This window comes from Hymenobacter monticola, from assembly GCF_022811645.1.
In the GTDB taxonomy this organism is placed as follows: Bacteria; Bacteroidota; Bacteroidia; order Cytophagales; family Hymenobacteraceae; genus Hymenobacter; species Hymenobacter monticola.
The window spans coordinates 4,647,419-4,661,091 of the sequence record NZ_CP094534.1; the positions used below are offsets into that span (position 1 = coordinate 4,647,419).

At 53.1% G+C, this 13,673-nt stretch carries 13 protein-coding genes; 5 read left to right on the forward strand and 8 right to left on the reverse strand.

The features are described 5' to 3' along the window. The first annotated feature begins 246 nt into the window (after nucleotides 1–246). The 4 genes from MTP16_RS19435 (at nucleotide 247) to MTP16_RS19450 (ending at nucleotide 3,438) form a co-directional block, all read left to right on the forward strand. Nucleotides 247–660 (forward strand): LexA family protein, encoded by a 414-nt coding sequence (locus tag MTP16_RS19435; protein ID WP_243512973.1) that lies wholly within the window; start codon nucleotides 247–249, stop codon nucleotides 658–660. A gap of 107 nt (nucleotides 661–767) precedes the next feature. Continuing rightward, nucleotides 768–2,063 (forward strand): Y-family DNA polymerase, encoded by a 1,296-nt coding sequence (locus tag MTP16_RS19440; protein WP_243512974.1) that lies wholly within the window; start codon nucleotides 768–770, stop codon nucleotides 2,061–2,063. 55 nt (nucleotides 2,064–2,118) lie between these two features. Continuing rightward, a complete protein-coding gene (locus MTP16_RS19445) occupies nucleotides 2,119–2,427 on the forward strand; it encodes a hypothetical protein (protein ID WP_243512975.1) in 309 nt (102 codons plus the stop codon). Nucleotides 2,428–2,649: 222 nt separating this feature from the next. Further along, a complete protein-coding gene (locus MTP16_RS19450; RefSeq protein WP_243512976.1) occupies nucleotides 2,650–3,438 on the forward strand; it encodes an endonuclease domain-containing protein in 789 nt (262 codons plus the stop codon). A gap of 6 nt (nucleotides 3,439–3,444) precedes the next feature. Here the strand turns inward: MTP16_RS19450 and hxsC are convergent, their stop codons facing one another. The 4 genes from hxsC to MTP16_RS19470 form a co-directional block, all read right to left on the reverse strand. Continuing rightward, nucleotides 3,445–4,611: a His-Xaa-Ser system radical SAM maturase HxsC gene (gene hxsC / locus MTP16_RS19455; RefSeq protein WP_243512977.1), complete on the reverse strand. Its 1,167-nt coding sequence runs from the start codon at nucleotides 4,609–4,611 to the stop codon at nucleotides 3,445–3,447. Nucleotides 4,612–4,613: 2 nt separating this feature from the next. Continuing rightward, the gene (hxsB, locus tag MTP16_RS19460; protein ID WP_243512978.1) at nucleotides 4,614–6,107 is read right to left on the reverse strand and encodes a His-Xaa-Ser system radical SAM maturase HxsB; all 1,494 of its coding nucleotides are present in this window, start codon (nucleotides 6,105–6,107) and stop codon (nucleotides 4,614–4,616) included. Further along, nucleotides 6,104–6,481 carry a His-Xaa-Ser system protein HxsD gene (hxsD, locus tag MTP16_RS19465; protein ID WP_243512979.1) on the reverse strand — a complete coding sequence of 126 codons (378 nt, stop codon included), beginning with the start codon at nucleotides 6,479–6,481 and terminating at the stop codon, nucleotides 6,104–6,106. Before hxsD ends, hxsB begins: the two co-directional genes overlap by 4 nt. A 104-nt stretch (nucleotides 6,482–6,585) precedes the next feature. Beyond that, nucleotides 6,586–7,341 (reverse strand): peptidoglycan-binding domain-containing protein, encoded by a 756-nt coding sequence (locus MTP16_RS19470; RefSeq protein WP_243512980.1) that lies wholly within the window; start codon nucleotides 7,339–7,341, stop codon nucleotides 6,586–6,588. A gap of 352 nt (nucleotides 7,342–7,693) precedes the next feature. On the opposite strand from MTP16_RS19470, the gene MTP16_RS19475 reads away from it, so the two are divergent. Next, a complete protein-coding gene (locus MTP16_RS19475) occupies nucleotides 7,694–8,650 on the forward strand; it encodes an HNH endonuclease (protein WP_243512982.1) in 957 nt (318 codons plus the stop codon). A gap of 311 nt (nucleotides 8,651–8,961) precedes the next feature. On the opposite strand, the gene MTP16_RS19480 is transcribed toward MTP16_RS19475, so the two are convergent. From MTP16_RS19480 to MTP16_RS19495, 4 genes are all read right to left on the reverse strand, one after another. Further along, complete coding sequence (locus tag MTP16_RS19480; RefSeq protein ID WP_243512983.1) at nucleotides 8,962–10,452, reverse strand: ATP-binding protein; 1,491 nt, start codon at nucleotides 10,450–10,452, stop codon at nucleotides 8,962–8,964. 19 nt (nucleotides 10,453–10,471) lie between these two features. Next, nucleotides 10,472–11,458, reverse strand: a complete 987-nt coding sequence (locus MTP16_RS19485; protein ID WP_243512984.1) for an STING domain-containing protein — start codon at nucleotides 11,456–11,458, stop codon at nucleotides 10,472–10,474. Further along, a complete protein-coding gene (locus MTP16_RS19490; protein WP_243512985.1) occupies nucleotides 11,451–12,527 on the reverse strand; it encodes a nucleotidyltransferase family protein in 1,077 nt (358 codons plus the stop codon). Before MTP16_RS19490 ends, MTP16_RS19485 begins: the two co-directional genes overlap by 8 nt. Before the next feature lie 339 nt (nucleotides 12,528–12,866). Continuing rightward, the gene (locus tag MTP16_RS19495) at nucleotides 12,867–13,640 is read right to left on the reverse strand and encodes an abortive infection family protein (protein WP_243512986.1); all 774 of its coding nucleotides are present in this window, start codon (nucleotides 13,638–13,640) and stop codon (nucleotides 12,867–12,869) included. Nucleotides 13,641–13,673 lie beyond the last annotated feature (33 nt).

Genomic DNA, 13,673 nt, shown 5'->3' on the forward strand with positions numbered 1-13,673 from the left:
TAATGGTACTGCGGGGACTACAAACTAAATTTTAGTATTCATTCCACCAATGTGTTAAACAATTTTACGACAACTTTATTAGCATTATCAAAACTAATTTCGTTAGCATTGTCGTATAATTGCGACTGCTAAGCAACTAAAATACATTAGCAGTCTACAATATTAACAGTCATAACCCACTCCCATATGGACCACGTCATTCTTTTAGGGAAAGCATATCCCCTACTATCCCCTCACCCGCTGCCCATGATGAATCTGTTGCTGTCGTGTGGGTTTCCCTCGCCAGCCGCCGACTACGAATCGGAGCTGGTGGATTTGAACCGGTTGATGCTGCGGCACCCGGACGCTTCGTTTCTGGCGCGGGCCCACGGCGAAAGCATGCGGGGCGCGGGCATCCACGATGGCGACGTGCTGGCGGTGGACCGCAGCATGCTAGCGCAGGACGGCGATATTGTGGTGGCCTGCGTCGAGGGGGAGTACACGGTGAAACGGTTGTCGAAGCGAGTCGACTCTGTAGCGCTGGTGGCGGAGAATCCGGCTTATCCGCCGATTGTGGTGCGGAATGCGGACAACTTGAGAATTTTCGGGGTGGTGGTGTTGGTGTTGCATCCTCTCGTGACGGAGGGAAGACGGGGGTTGAGCTACGTGCGGCCCCAATAGTTTCTTAGGCTCTACAGAGCTCCTGGCTTCAAGGCAAAGAGCAACTCAACTTTTGGGATTTACCCTGGCCCCTTCCGAATGAAGCGAGCCCACTACCCTACTGCCTTATGTTTGGCCTGGTCGATTGCAACAATTTTTACGCTTCGTGTGAGCGGGTATTCCGGCCAGAGCTGGAAGGTAGGCCGGTGGTGGTGCTCTCAAATAATGATGGTTGCGTCGTGGCCCGGTCGCAGGAAGCGAAGGCGTTGGGGCTGAAAATGGGCGTGCCGTATTTTCAGGTTAAGGCAGAGTTTGAGCAGCGCGGCGGGGTGGCTTGCTCCTCGAATTACGAGCTGTACGGGGACATGAGTCGGCGCGTGATGTGGTACCTGCAGCAGCGGGCGCCAGCGGTGGAAATATACTCGGTGGACGAAGCCTTTCTGGATTTGCACGGCATGCAGCAGCATTTTGACCTGGCAGGCTGGGCCGGTGACGTGCGCGGGGCAGTGCGGCAGCGCACGGGCATTCCAGTATGCGTGGGCGTGGCCCCAACCAAGACGCTGGCGAAGGTGGCCAACCGGCTGGCCAAGAAAGACGCCCTGGCGGGTATGGGTGCTGGGGTGCTGGTGCTCGACGACGAGGCGCAGCGGCGCGAAGCCTTAAGCCGCGTGCCAGTGCAAGACGTGTGGGGCGTGGGGCACAAAAACGCTGGCAAGCTCTACGCGGTGGGGGTGCGCACGGCGGCGCAGCTGGCGGGCGTGGGCGATGCCTGGGCCCGGAAGAACCTAGGCGGTGTGGTGGGCGCACGGCTGTTGCACGAGCTGCGGGGGTTTTCGTGCTCGGGCGTGGTGGTGGAACCGGATGTGCGCAAGTCGGTGTGCAAGTCGCGCTCGTTTGGGCAGGTGCTCTCGGAGATGGAGCAGGTGGCCGGAGCGGTGGCCACGCACGCGGCGCGGGCCGGGGAAATCCTGCGCCACGACGGCCTGGCGGCGCGGCTGCTGACGGTGACCGTAGAAACCAGCCGCTTCGCCAACATGCCCCCGCCCTACTCCAGCTCGGCGCAGCTAACCTTGCCGGTGGCCACCGACGACACTCTGACGTTAACAAAGTGGGCGCAGCGGGGATTGGAGCGCATCTGGCGACCGGGCCTGCGCTACGTGAAGGCGGGGGTGGTCCTAGATGGTTTGGAGCGGGCCGGGGTCAACCAACAGGCCTCGCTGTTCGGGGACGTGGCCACGTCGCCGGCGCGGGCCAAGCTGATGAGGGCGCTGGATGCGCTGAACGGGCGTTTCGGGACCGGCGCGGTGAAGGTGGCCGCCGCGGTGCCGGCACCCGGTACGCGCGAGCCCTGGGGCATGCGGCGAAACGCGAAAAGCCCGGCGTTTACGACGAAGTGGGGCGAGCTGTGGCAGGTAAAGTGCTAGGGTGCTGTGCTGCGCGCTAGCCATCAATTACTTTATCCGATAACGAGAATAGACAATGGGTAATTTGATAATTTTGATTGAGGCCCGGGTAGAAAGCCTGCCGGGGCAAGCGCGGGAGTTCATTATTGCCCGGCCGGGGGTGCCGAGCCAGTGGCGGGCGGTACTGCCGGTGCTGCTGGACCAGCGGCCGGCTACCTCTATTCTGGTGGAATATGTAGTGCGGCTGTTTCAGCGGCAGCGCCCGAGTTTGGCAGCGACGGTGGGGCTACTGGGTTTGACGGTACTGGTGCGTATGACCTTGGCGCGGGCGAATAGGCCCGATGAAGCAGCTGAGGATTGGGAATGGGCACAGGAAGTGGCGTGAATTGATAAACCCGTTTCCGAAAGCTGTTATTTTCCACAACTTTTGGAAATGAGTTGCAACGTGTATTTGGCCGCGGTTTGGCCGCAGTTTGGCCGTGCTTTGGCCGCGACGGAGCGGACTGCATTATGGCTACTGTTGGCTATCATAAAAACACTGCGTAATTGCAGTGAAAACTGTCTCTAAACTGTCATGCGAGGCCCCTACCCGGTTTGTGATGTATTGGTGGTGCTGGCAAAAGAGCCAAGTGACTTCTATATCGCGCAGACGCAGCAGTGGTACCGGATTCCGACCAGCAGCCGGATACCGGCCGCGCTGCGTCAGGGAACGGTGCGGTTTCTGGCGTTTTACTTTCCGCAGGTCTTCAAAGAGCAGCGGTATAGCGTGCGGTACTATGCGGCCATAACGAAAGTGGAAGTAGTGACACGGGCGGAGCTATTTCCGGAAGAAACCAACAGCAGCCGCTCCGGCCAGACGTATCACAAAATATCGTTTGGGCCGTTGCGAGAGCTGGCTCAGCCGATAGTGAGCTATCGGGGCCGGCGGCTGTTATTTGTGCCGACGACCTGGGCAAAGTTTTCGCAGGCAACGGAGGTTAACGACCTGTTCCACGAAAGCCCGCTGGAGGACGTGTTCTGGCAGGAGCTGCGACGGCAGAACCTGCCAGCAGAACGGCAAGTGCTGCTGCGCACCAATGGAAAGAGTTGGGTCTGCGACTTTGTGTTTTACTGCGCCAAGGGCAACGTGGACGTGGAATGCGACGGAGACACGTACCACATGAGTCCCGAGGCAGTGATTTATGATAAAGCGCGCAATAACGAAATTGCGGCCGCGGCCGATTGGGATGTACTGCGCTTCACCACCAAGCATATTGAGCAGGAAATGCCATGGGCCATTGGGCTGGTGAAGCAGAAGATTGACCGGCTAGGGGGGCTACACTATGCAAAGGAAAACGTGGTGCGGTACGTAAGTAACCGAAATAATCAACTAGACTTATTTGGGGCAGGGAGTTAAATCGAATTACCCATTGGTTTCATAAATGGGTTCTTCGGCCATAATAGGCCTGATGTGCTGGCTATGCAAGGTGGTGCATGAAGCGAAAAAACCACCGCACATATCCTTAACTGAACATTGTTCGCAGGTTGGCAGGTAGACGTTTTTCCAGTCTGAGATGGAACGGCGAGCGAAGGACCACAACGTTTCAGGCAGTAGGCACAGCTGATGATTGTAAATGGACACATTCATGCGGTTCATAGCTAGAAACTCGACTGCTTCCGTTAGGTGCGGAATATAATCGGCAGGGTCAATCCAGAGCTTGTTAATGTTGTGCGGAGTGTAGCCGGTGTTTTCCAAGCCCATGAGCACCACGTGCTCGACAAAAGGGAAATTGCGGTAAATAAATTTAACCAGTTTAACCAATCGTGGAATAGACAGTTGATGTAGCACTATTCTGATTTCAATCCGCTGATTGAACAGAGCCAAGTTGTGCAAGCCCTGCACCGTTTGGTTGAAAGCGCCCGGGGCCTGCACGATGTAATCGTGTAGGGAATAGTGGTCGGCGTACAGCGGAATTCCCAACATAAGCTGCGGTAGCTCCAGTTGGCCTAAGCGCTCAGCAAAGCTGCGCCAGGCAAATGTGCGGCCGTTGGTGAGGCAATGGAGCTCTGTAGTTGGCAAGTGGGTTTTGCACAGCTGCAATAGCTCGAAGAAAGCATCGCCCAAGAGCGTCGGCTCGCCGCCAGTGATACCAAGCTCGGGACATGACACTGGGATGAGCGGAATCACCTGACGATACAACTCCATGAGGTAGGGCACGTCATCCCGGTCTTTGGGCGGCTGGGAACACATCAGGCAATTGCTGTTGCAACGCTCGGTAGCTAACAGGAAGTTCTGATATGAGTCGGCTCGGTACTGACGATTAATGAGTCCGTTGGGGTCAATAGATAGCACGTCGCCATCAGCCAACTGTTCAAGGGCCAACACATTAGTTACCCAAGGGCCACCGTCGCTGGACATTTCAAGTACTGCATCGGTCACGACGGCCGCGAAGCCCTGGGGCACACTACCTTCCAACTGTGCGGCCGGTATCACTAATATCCGCTGCGCACTTGCTGCGGTGGGGTCATACGTAACCGTACCGACTAGCGGTGCTAGCAGGTGGTGCGCGGTTCCTCTAATTCTAAGCATAGCTAACTAAAATTGGATACCCAGCCTCGAAAGATGCGCTCGATGCGTGCGTCGCGGTCCATCAGTTCGAACAAATAGCGAATGATTTCCATGTTTTTCTGACAGAACACGCTGGTGGGGCGGTGGCCATACATATCACCCTGCGTGGCGTGGTGTAGCACCGGGTCGGCTCCACAGTAGGACTGAAAGGCACATTCGGAACAACCCGCCAAGGCCTCATTGGCCCATACAGCCGCTATTTGCTGTGCCTTAGCGCCATAAAACAGTTCTTGATAGGTGTGCGTATCGAGGTGGCCCAGGCGGAATTCTAGGTCATTCATTTCGGCCAACATGCGGGCTTCATCTGAGGCATACACGGCTCCATCATAGTTGAATACTACAACGCTATTGATGAGGCCAGCGGGCGACTGCAAATCGACGTACCCGATAGGAAAAGGCGTCAGCATCTTGCGCAGGATGATAGTGGTATAATCCTCGCGGAATTGAATGCCGCTAAAATTTAAGTCCAGAATGTGTGCGAGGGCCGTTTTGTAAAAAGCCAAAAAGGCATCGGTGGCGTACTTGTTCTTTTTATCGCTGCGCAGGGCAAAGCCATAAGGCGAGATGGGGCGCAGGAAAATGCTATTAAAACCCTGTGCCACGTATTCGTCGACAATGGCCAGCGGGTGCTCTAGCGACAAGTTGGAGGTGGTCATTAGGGCAGATACCCGGTCCGGGCCGACGGCGGCCCTTGCCAGCCCGATGCCGTTAATTGTCAGCTCGTAGCTGTTGCGCTTGGGGCGATGCCGGTTGGCATTGTGAATGAACTCGGGGCCATCGAGAGAAGTCGAAATCAGGATGGAATGCTCATGGCAGTAGGCCAGCATTTCGGGCGTAACGATGGCCAGATTGGTGCAGGCCACGAATGTGATGTGCTTGCCGTGTTGCGCCGCTAGCCGCTCGGCACGTTCAACTGCATACTGCAGGGTATCGAAAGCCAGAAAAGCTTCGCCGCCCTGAAACTCCATGGTGACGTGTGGATTGGGTGACTGCATCATTAGGTCGATACCCTTGTCGAGGTGGGCATACGACATGTTGAAAGCATTCTTGTCGGCCGTGACGCGGGAAACTTGGCAGTAGTGACAAGTATGCTCGCAGCGTAGCGTAAGCACGAAGATGTGCAGCGCAGTGAAGTTGTCGAGAAAGGCCTTTTTGGTGCGGTAGCGGGTGGCCAGCACATCGAGTAAGGGTAAGGTAGGCTCGTCCGAAATGAAAAAGCCTGCCAGCAGGTCGGCGTATAACTCGGACTCGGCTTCCCGGTCGATTTCGCGGTGCACCAGTCGGTCGACGGTACCGCGGTCAACCAGCAGGAAGTCGCCCACTTCATTTACCAGCACTTCCCGCTCGTCGTTGATGACGTGAAATCGGAATGGCAACAGCTGGTATTCTGAGGTGAGGGAGTACTCGGAAGGGTCGCGAAACTTACGGGTTTTGCGGTCGGGGGCAGCAGCTATCACGGCAGAATACGGTGCTCGGGGTGGAAGCCAACCGGGTCGGATATGTCTGATTCTAATACGTCCTGCGTGTCGTAGTTGGCAAAGGCTTTGGCCACAAGCAATTCGCGGATGGTCCGGGTTTCTTCGGCTACTATCTCGCGGAGAGAAAAGTCAAGCAGGTCGTTGTTGATACGGGCTGGCAGTTGTTCCCATGGCTGCTTGGCCTCCAGCTCTTTGGCCGTGAGCATGATGCGCCATTGTGCTGATGCAGTATAAGTGATTTCGACATTGAAATCGCGGGTGTACCAGTAAAAGCACTTATGAATAACAGTACGACTGTACTGTGCTGCATCAATTAGGACTTCTGCTGCTGGCGGGGTAATGGTTATGTACATAAATGGTAGAAGCCGCTGGGAAGCAGTAAGAAAAGTTTTATGTTGATGGGGGCCATTGGCTATTCAAAGCCAAGTTGCAACATGCGACACCCAGTAGCTGGGATTTAATAGCCGCGCAATGCGGCTATCGTTTGGGCGCCCACTATCCCATCGGCGGTAAGGCCCTGTCCCCTTTGAAAGGCCTTTACAGCCGCATTAGTACCCAAGCCGAAGGTACCATCAGCGTCAATGTTGTACCCTTTGCCTAGTAGCAACATTTGCAATTCCTGCACATCACTGCCCCGGTCACCAAGCTGAAGCACCCGGTCGCCCAGCGTGAGCACGGAATAATAGGAATTGCTGTAGGTCGGGGTACTCGAGTAGGAACGAGAACGAGAGCTACGCCGACGAGTAGACGAGCGTGGGGTGTAGCTGGGTGAATAACTAGGCGTATAGCTCGGAGATATGCTAGGTGTGTAGCTTGGAGATATACTGGGTGTGTAGGAGTTGGAAGAGGAACTTCCACTCCCACCGCTGTAGCTGGATGACGAGTAGTGAGAGCTATGTGACATGTGCGAGCTGTGTCCGCCACTGCTGGACGAATAGTGCGAGCTGTGCGAACTATGCGACCGGTGGGAAGTATGCATCATGGCTTTGCTTGCGGCCAAGTTGGCCAAGTTCAGCTTTAAAACAAGTTGCGGACGACGCTTCAGATTGGCGAAGCGAGCGGCAAAATCTTCATCTGGCATGTTGCTTACCGCTACCGCATGAGCTTCGGCACGTGTGCTGGTGAGGGCCAGCAGACTGGCATAAAGCACTAGGAGCGTCTTCGTGAATAGGGAAGCTGTCCCGTCTTCCGGAGTGTTGAGTTCTTCTTTCATAACCAGGGTAGTGGTGAACTGATGACCGATTTACAACATTATTTTTGATAAAGCCAAACTTTTTATCTGGCAATGCTTGCTTTCGACGCATACAAGGAATGCAGTTGTCAATAATGCTATTCGGAAACCTACCTAGCTGTTTAGATAGCTCAACGAATCCATAGATGTTTTGGCAAGCTTGCTCATCGGATTGGGTAAATCATTAAGGAGCACAAGCATCATAAAAACCTGAATTATAGCACAAAAAGCGTATAGAAATCAGCCAGTGTGGTGGCTGCGAAGCATCCAATTGACCAATTTGCCGTGTTCCACTACTTTTGAAGGGTTACTCGCCTGGCCTTGCTACCAATTCATGAACAACCTTGATTATTACTTGGCCCGACTCAACAAGCTACGAGTAGACGGTGAGAGGGTAGACGGAGTAAGAATTGAGTCGCCGTACAAGCCGGCGCTGCTGCTTGCCGTGATTGAAGGCATTGAAGAGCAATTAATTCAGGATAACCGCATCGAGATTACACCAGAGTTGATTGCAGGCTTCAAGGCCTACTGTCAGTTGCTTAGTCCAGGGCCGGAATACAGAGCGTGTCCTTTTCAATTACCGTTCTTCCATTTGCGCAGCAGTGGCTTCTGGCACCTGCACGCACGCCCCGGGCTGGAATTGCTCGTGACTGCATCAAAGTCGGTTCGCAGCTTCGGACACTTGCGCGACGTTATTGCCTACGTTTCGTTGGATGTGCCGCTGTGGGAATTGCTGTTGCAACCGCTGGCGCGTGAAGAAATAAGGCAGGCGCTGCTGGTACGCTACTTCCCGTTGACGCGGCACTATTTCCGGCCGCGGGCTGGGGAGGAAAAATTGGATGAGTTGGGCCGGCAGATGCTAGAAGAGCCCGCCGCGGTATATAACCGTGTAGTAGATGTGGCCGACGAAACAGAGTTACTGGTGCGAAGCGCTGTATTTAGTCGGGAAGTTCTGCGGGCCTACGAGTCGACCTGTGCGGTTTCGGGCCTGCAGCTAGTTAGCACCACTGGGGCAGCTCCCCTCCTCGATGCCTGCCATATTGTGCCTTGGTCGGTGACGCATGACAATAGCATTGGCAATGGGCTAGCGCTATGTCCCAACCTACACCGGGCTTTTGACCGTCATTTATTCTGGGTGGATGAAGATTATCGGGTGCGCGTGGCCGAAGGGTTTGGTGAGTTGAGCGGGCACGACTACGGTGTGCAGCGTTTCAATGGGCAGCAGCTGCGGCTGCCCAAGGTGCAGGCCTGGTGGCCTAAAGTGGAGAACTTGGCGGCGCAGAGGAGGTGACTAAGCAGTCAGCGCTGTCAGAAATTGTAGAGGGTAGCACTAGCAGCTAAGCTTATCAAGCTGACGACTTAGATACTAACCTCAATCTGGAACCACTCAGAAACGCACTCATTAGAACTCCTGCTGTTTTGCAAATCAAAAGCCTGTCAAATAGCCAATAGACTGATAACAAGGCTTCGAACAGTGTGACAGTGGAATCAACTCATCCATCTGTCAAATGCGTGTCAAGACCCTATCCATAGATGAAATAAGCTCTGCTAGCTAGAATAGGTCTTTTAGAACGGCTGAGAAGACAGTCAATCAAATGCCCGTCAAGAGGGTCTTGGCAAAGGAGGAGCGGCCCACCAGGGCACGTACTTCATGAGTGAGAAGGGCGCAGTAGAATCGAAGGGAGCAATGGCACCGGCATCAAGGGCAGTGCGGATGAGGCGGGAGGCCGTAGCACTATTGCGAGGCTCAATACCGAATCGTTCGCGCAGAGAGGTATTGGTCATGAACTCCCGGTTGACATACTTCAGGCAGGCATGCAGGTAGCAGGCACGGATGCGGTCAGCCTGGTCCATGTCGCGCAGTGAGCGGTGAGCAAAGAGGGCGACACGGGTTGCTTCTGGCGGGGCTTCAAACAGAGGAGCGGGAAGCTGGTAGATTTCCGTCTGGGCCACAACTTTGTCAACGCCGCTACCGCGCTCCTCGCAAATGCCGAGGCGACGCATGAGCGAAGCCAACCCTTCGTTGCGGGACTTGGGTGGGGTATCGAGGAATCGTTGGGTGTCGACGAGCGGTGGGCCAGGATTGGTAATTTCAATGCGGTCGATAAAAATCTCAACCATGGGGCCGGCACCGGAGACAAAAAGGTCTTGATGAATGAGGGCATTGGCCACCAACTCACGCACTGCCAACTCGGGATACATGGGCACGGTTTCGCGCAATGCCTGTCGAATCACCTCATTAGTAGGCAGCAGGTTATTTATGAACTCAATCAGGCCCTCGAAGCCATTGGCGTAGCCGCGGCCTCCCTCCTGCTCACGGATGGTATATAAGCGGCTGTTGTCGCGGTACTGGATAACGCGAATAGCTTTGCGGCGCAGCTTAGCGAAGTCCTTGAGGCGTTTAGCAAAAAGAATAGCGCCAAGATTAGTGATGTGCCACGAGCCCGTAGCAGAAAGCATTATCAGGTCATCCTCCTGCAAGCTGCTTAGGATGCCATTCTTATCAGAGGGCAGCGGCAGCTTTAGTAAATCGAAGTAGGCCGGATAATCGAGCAAACGCAGCACCTCATCCGGTGAAAGGTCTTCGGCAGCTAGACCCTCCTCGAAAGGTGTCTGGTCGAAAATGCGCCACAGTTCCCGCTCCTTCTGAGGAAAGTCTTTAAGCTTTTTCTTGTAAGAGCCCACCCGAATGAATTCTTCGCTCTGGAAGCGCACCGGATGACGAAAGGCCCGTTCGATTTCGAGGACAACCACCGCATGCCCCTCCAACTGCACCTCGTAAAAGGTGAAATGAATTTTGGGCGTGAGCATACGCAGAAGCCAGCTCTCCAACTCCTCGCCACCGATTTTACGCTGGTGGGGTTGGAATGAGGTACCTACTATACCGTGGGTTACATCGTCAATGCCCCAAATCAAATAGCCGGTGGCTTTACCAGCCAAAGCAGCTGAATTTGAGAGTGCTGATAGGTACTCGCCAATTTCCGCCGGCTCGGAATTGTTCGTCTTAAACTCCAACCACTCCGTTTCACGGGGCTGCTTGCATAACTCGGTGACGAGACTAGCCAGATATTCAGGGGAGCGGTCGGCGGGCATTAAGAGAGTTTAGTGTACTTCACAACCTGATATTCAACGCTATTTCCACATAGCTCTTTGCGTTGTCATCATCGTCAACGAGCGTTTGTAGAACATTAGCAAAGTTCGCCAACTCTCGCGACTTCAGGTACTGCTTATTGTCGTCTTTACCGATAAACGATGAATCAAGGCAGAGGTCGATGGATTTGACGATGGTGGTGAGGGTAGTTGGCACATCGAAAAGCTGCACTTCGACCTTAGCAGAAAGGTCCTGTTCAGGCGGGTCGATGCGAAAGTGGAAGGGGTACCCGCGCTTTTGAGAGTTGGCCATTTCGGTGGCAGCAGCCTGAAGGTTGTGGTGGCGATTGTAGCGGGCCACAAAGTCATTCACGCCATTGCTGCTCAGGTCCGCAGGCAGGAGTACATTCAGTTTAAAGCTGCGGACGTGTATGGGCTGGCTTTGATTTTGGAGGTATACTCGCCCATCTTGATGGAGGTATTTGCAAAGGGGCCGCACGAAGTTATGATAGTACCCCACTGCCAAGGCGGTAGAAGGCAAAAAGCCTAACTCGCTCTGACTCGACAGCTTTTTGATAAGCTGGCTAATTTGTTTGCAGACAGTGGGCAGTGAGTTGTGCTTGCCCAACTCCAATGTGTAAAAGCTCACATTGATGCCATTAAGGTCAGAGGGCAAGGCCGTGCCGGTTTCGGCCAGTAGAAAGACGCGGTTAGGGCTAACTGCTCCGAGAAACAGGCCAAACTCAAAAATAACGTTGTCGCGTGGGGTACGCTGAGTGGTACCCCGGCTTTCGCGCAGGTCATCTTGGGTAGCAATGAGAATACCAAAATCGCACACCCTGGCCTCCTTCAACAAGGACGCCAGGCCGCTCTTATTCTGTTCGAAAATGCCGGGCCAAGCCCGGCAACTGGCCACATCAGCCAATTCCCCCGCAACCAAATCAAGTGTGGTGAGTGCCTCAGACGACGAGCCTATGAACAACCGGGGCTTCGTGGGTTGGCTATCCATAGATGACACTGGCTTTACTGAGGGCTAAAAATGCTTCGCTGGGGTTACTGAAGGTCTTTTGATAGTAGGAAGTGCTTTCTACTTCTTCCGCCAAGTCCATTAGAATATCGTCCAGTTCTTGGCGCAGCTTACGAAGCTCCGTTACCAATGTCGCGTCGTTTTCATCAAACAGCTTCTCTGAGTTGTCAGGGCTGCTCAGGCCCCGGCGGTAGGCCTGATTGGTTACAACCTTATCTAAGTGGTTGCGGGTGTTAACCAGCATGCTCATGCGGCGGGCAGCTGCAACTGAGTAGTTGGTTTGGGAATATTCTGCATCAGCCATATGGTACATCACGCTGGTGATGAGAAAGCTGGACAGCTTAATCTGAGGGGCCGCATCCGAACGCAGGGTTTTGAGCAGACGGATAATGCGCTTGTAGCCGCCCCCTACCCGTGTATCCTTCAGGTTAACCTGGTGCATATGGCTGAAAGGGTTGTCGAATTCACCGAATTTGCACTTGTTATGGAGCCAGATTTCCCGGTGCTGCTTTAGACCTGACTGCTGATAGGCATAGTTATCGTACCAACTGCACATGATGATGTCGAAGCTACGACTGAGGGAGCCGCCGCTAATGTTGAGGCATTTGCAGCCTGAAGCGTCAACGGTTGCGGTTGGGTATGCGCTTCGCAACTTAGCTTCAATATTGGTCCGGGCGTCCTTGAGTAGGTTGATAGTGGATGTTAACTGGTCGGCAGTGAACCCGCTCTTTAGATTAGCAATTGTGCGGACTACCAGAATATCAAGGTCGCTGTGCAGCTTGATATGGGTGTTGAGGGGAACTGAACCCTGATAGTCAAACTGGAACGCTATCGGCAATGTGTCAATCTGCGCCTGTACGCGCTTGGCCTCATCGTATGACTTGTTGGTATAGCTCGCGCCAATAGGCTCCATGGCCTCGTAGACGTACTTAACGCTGGCGCGAGCCTCCTTACTGAACGACTCAGTGACAACTGCCCGGCTAAGCGCTACATCGTATCGTCGGCTGCGAAGGTTCTGGAGACGGACTTGGTAATCTTTGCGCTTAGCCATACTAACAGTGGGTTTAAGTGTCCTCAAACTTACCATTAATATTAGCAAATAGCAAAGAATTTTTGCTAAAAAAATGCACAAGGCAACTTGACACCCTTCTTAATCTGCAAGAAAGAAGGGCACCTGTACTTGCATGATAAAGACCAGTAGCAAGCTTCTAGCGTGAGCACCAAAATCACAAAACAGCGGCTCACCTACTCGTTTCCTTGTATGTCAATAACAACAGCTTTCTTAATGACTAGGATGGCGTGCTGTAAGTCTGAAATAGCCCATTGCTGACTTTCACAGAGCCCTTCTAAAATAGATGGACTAATCTATTTTAGAAGGGCCCTACCTTGTCTAAATGCCTTCTATAGACTCTACAAACTTCATTAGAGCAGAAATATTTCTAAAAATCAAAAAGCTTTCCTCCCGATTAAGAGTTTTATTGTCATGAGCTAAGCTTTGATTATTTCTCACATAATTGAATTTTGACAAAAGGCTAATTGAAGATTTCAAAATAAGTTCGGACATATCTGATTTGATTAAGGAAGCTGCCTGCAAAGCTTTGACATACTTACCAAATACGCTATTCAATGGCTCATCCCTGTCAGCAGCAATGCCACGCTTTTCGCACAGGTGGCGAAAGTATTTCATCAGATAGGTATGCAGTCGGTCAAGTCCCGCTTCTGGCTGGCCATTTTCAATGTTGTCCTTGATTTGGCTGGCTAGCAACTGGAAGTTCTCGTCTTTGGCAATTACTTGAGCAGTTTCAATGTGTTCTACATCCGTCCTGCCTTTTAGACGCTCACTTATTTGACAAGCCTCTTCGTAAGCTTTTTGCTCGACTTCTGATATTTCAGCCCCAGCATCATCCTTACGATACTTCCAATAGCCGAGCATGTCGTGAGTAAGCTTGCCTACTACCTGGTCAGATTCCTTGGCCCAGAACGAACGAAGTCTATTTGCTTTGGAACCGGAGTTTAGATTATATTTTTCGTCTTGAATATCAAGCTTAACGCTATCCAATGCGAAGGCTTGAAAGGATTTATCCGAGAAGTCTAATACAAAGCCATTAGCCATGTTAAAGGCTTTTTCCAGCTTGTGTTTATCCAGAGGAGTTAATGACGACATTGTTAAAGGCCTTGTGTTTAATGCATAAGACTA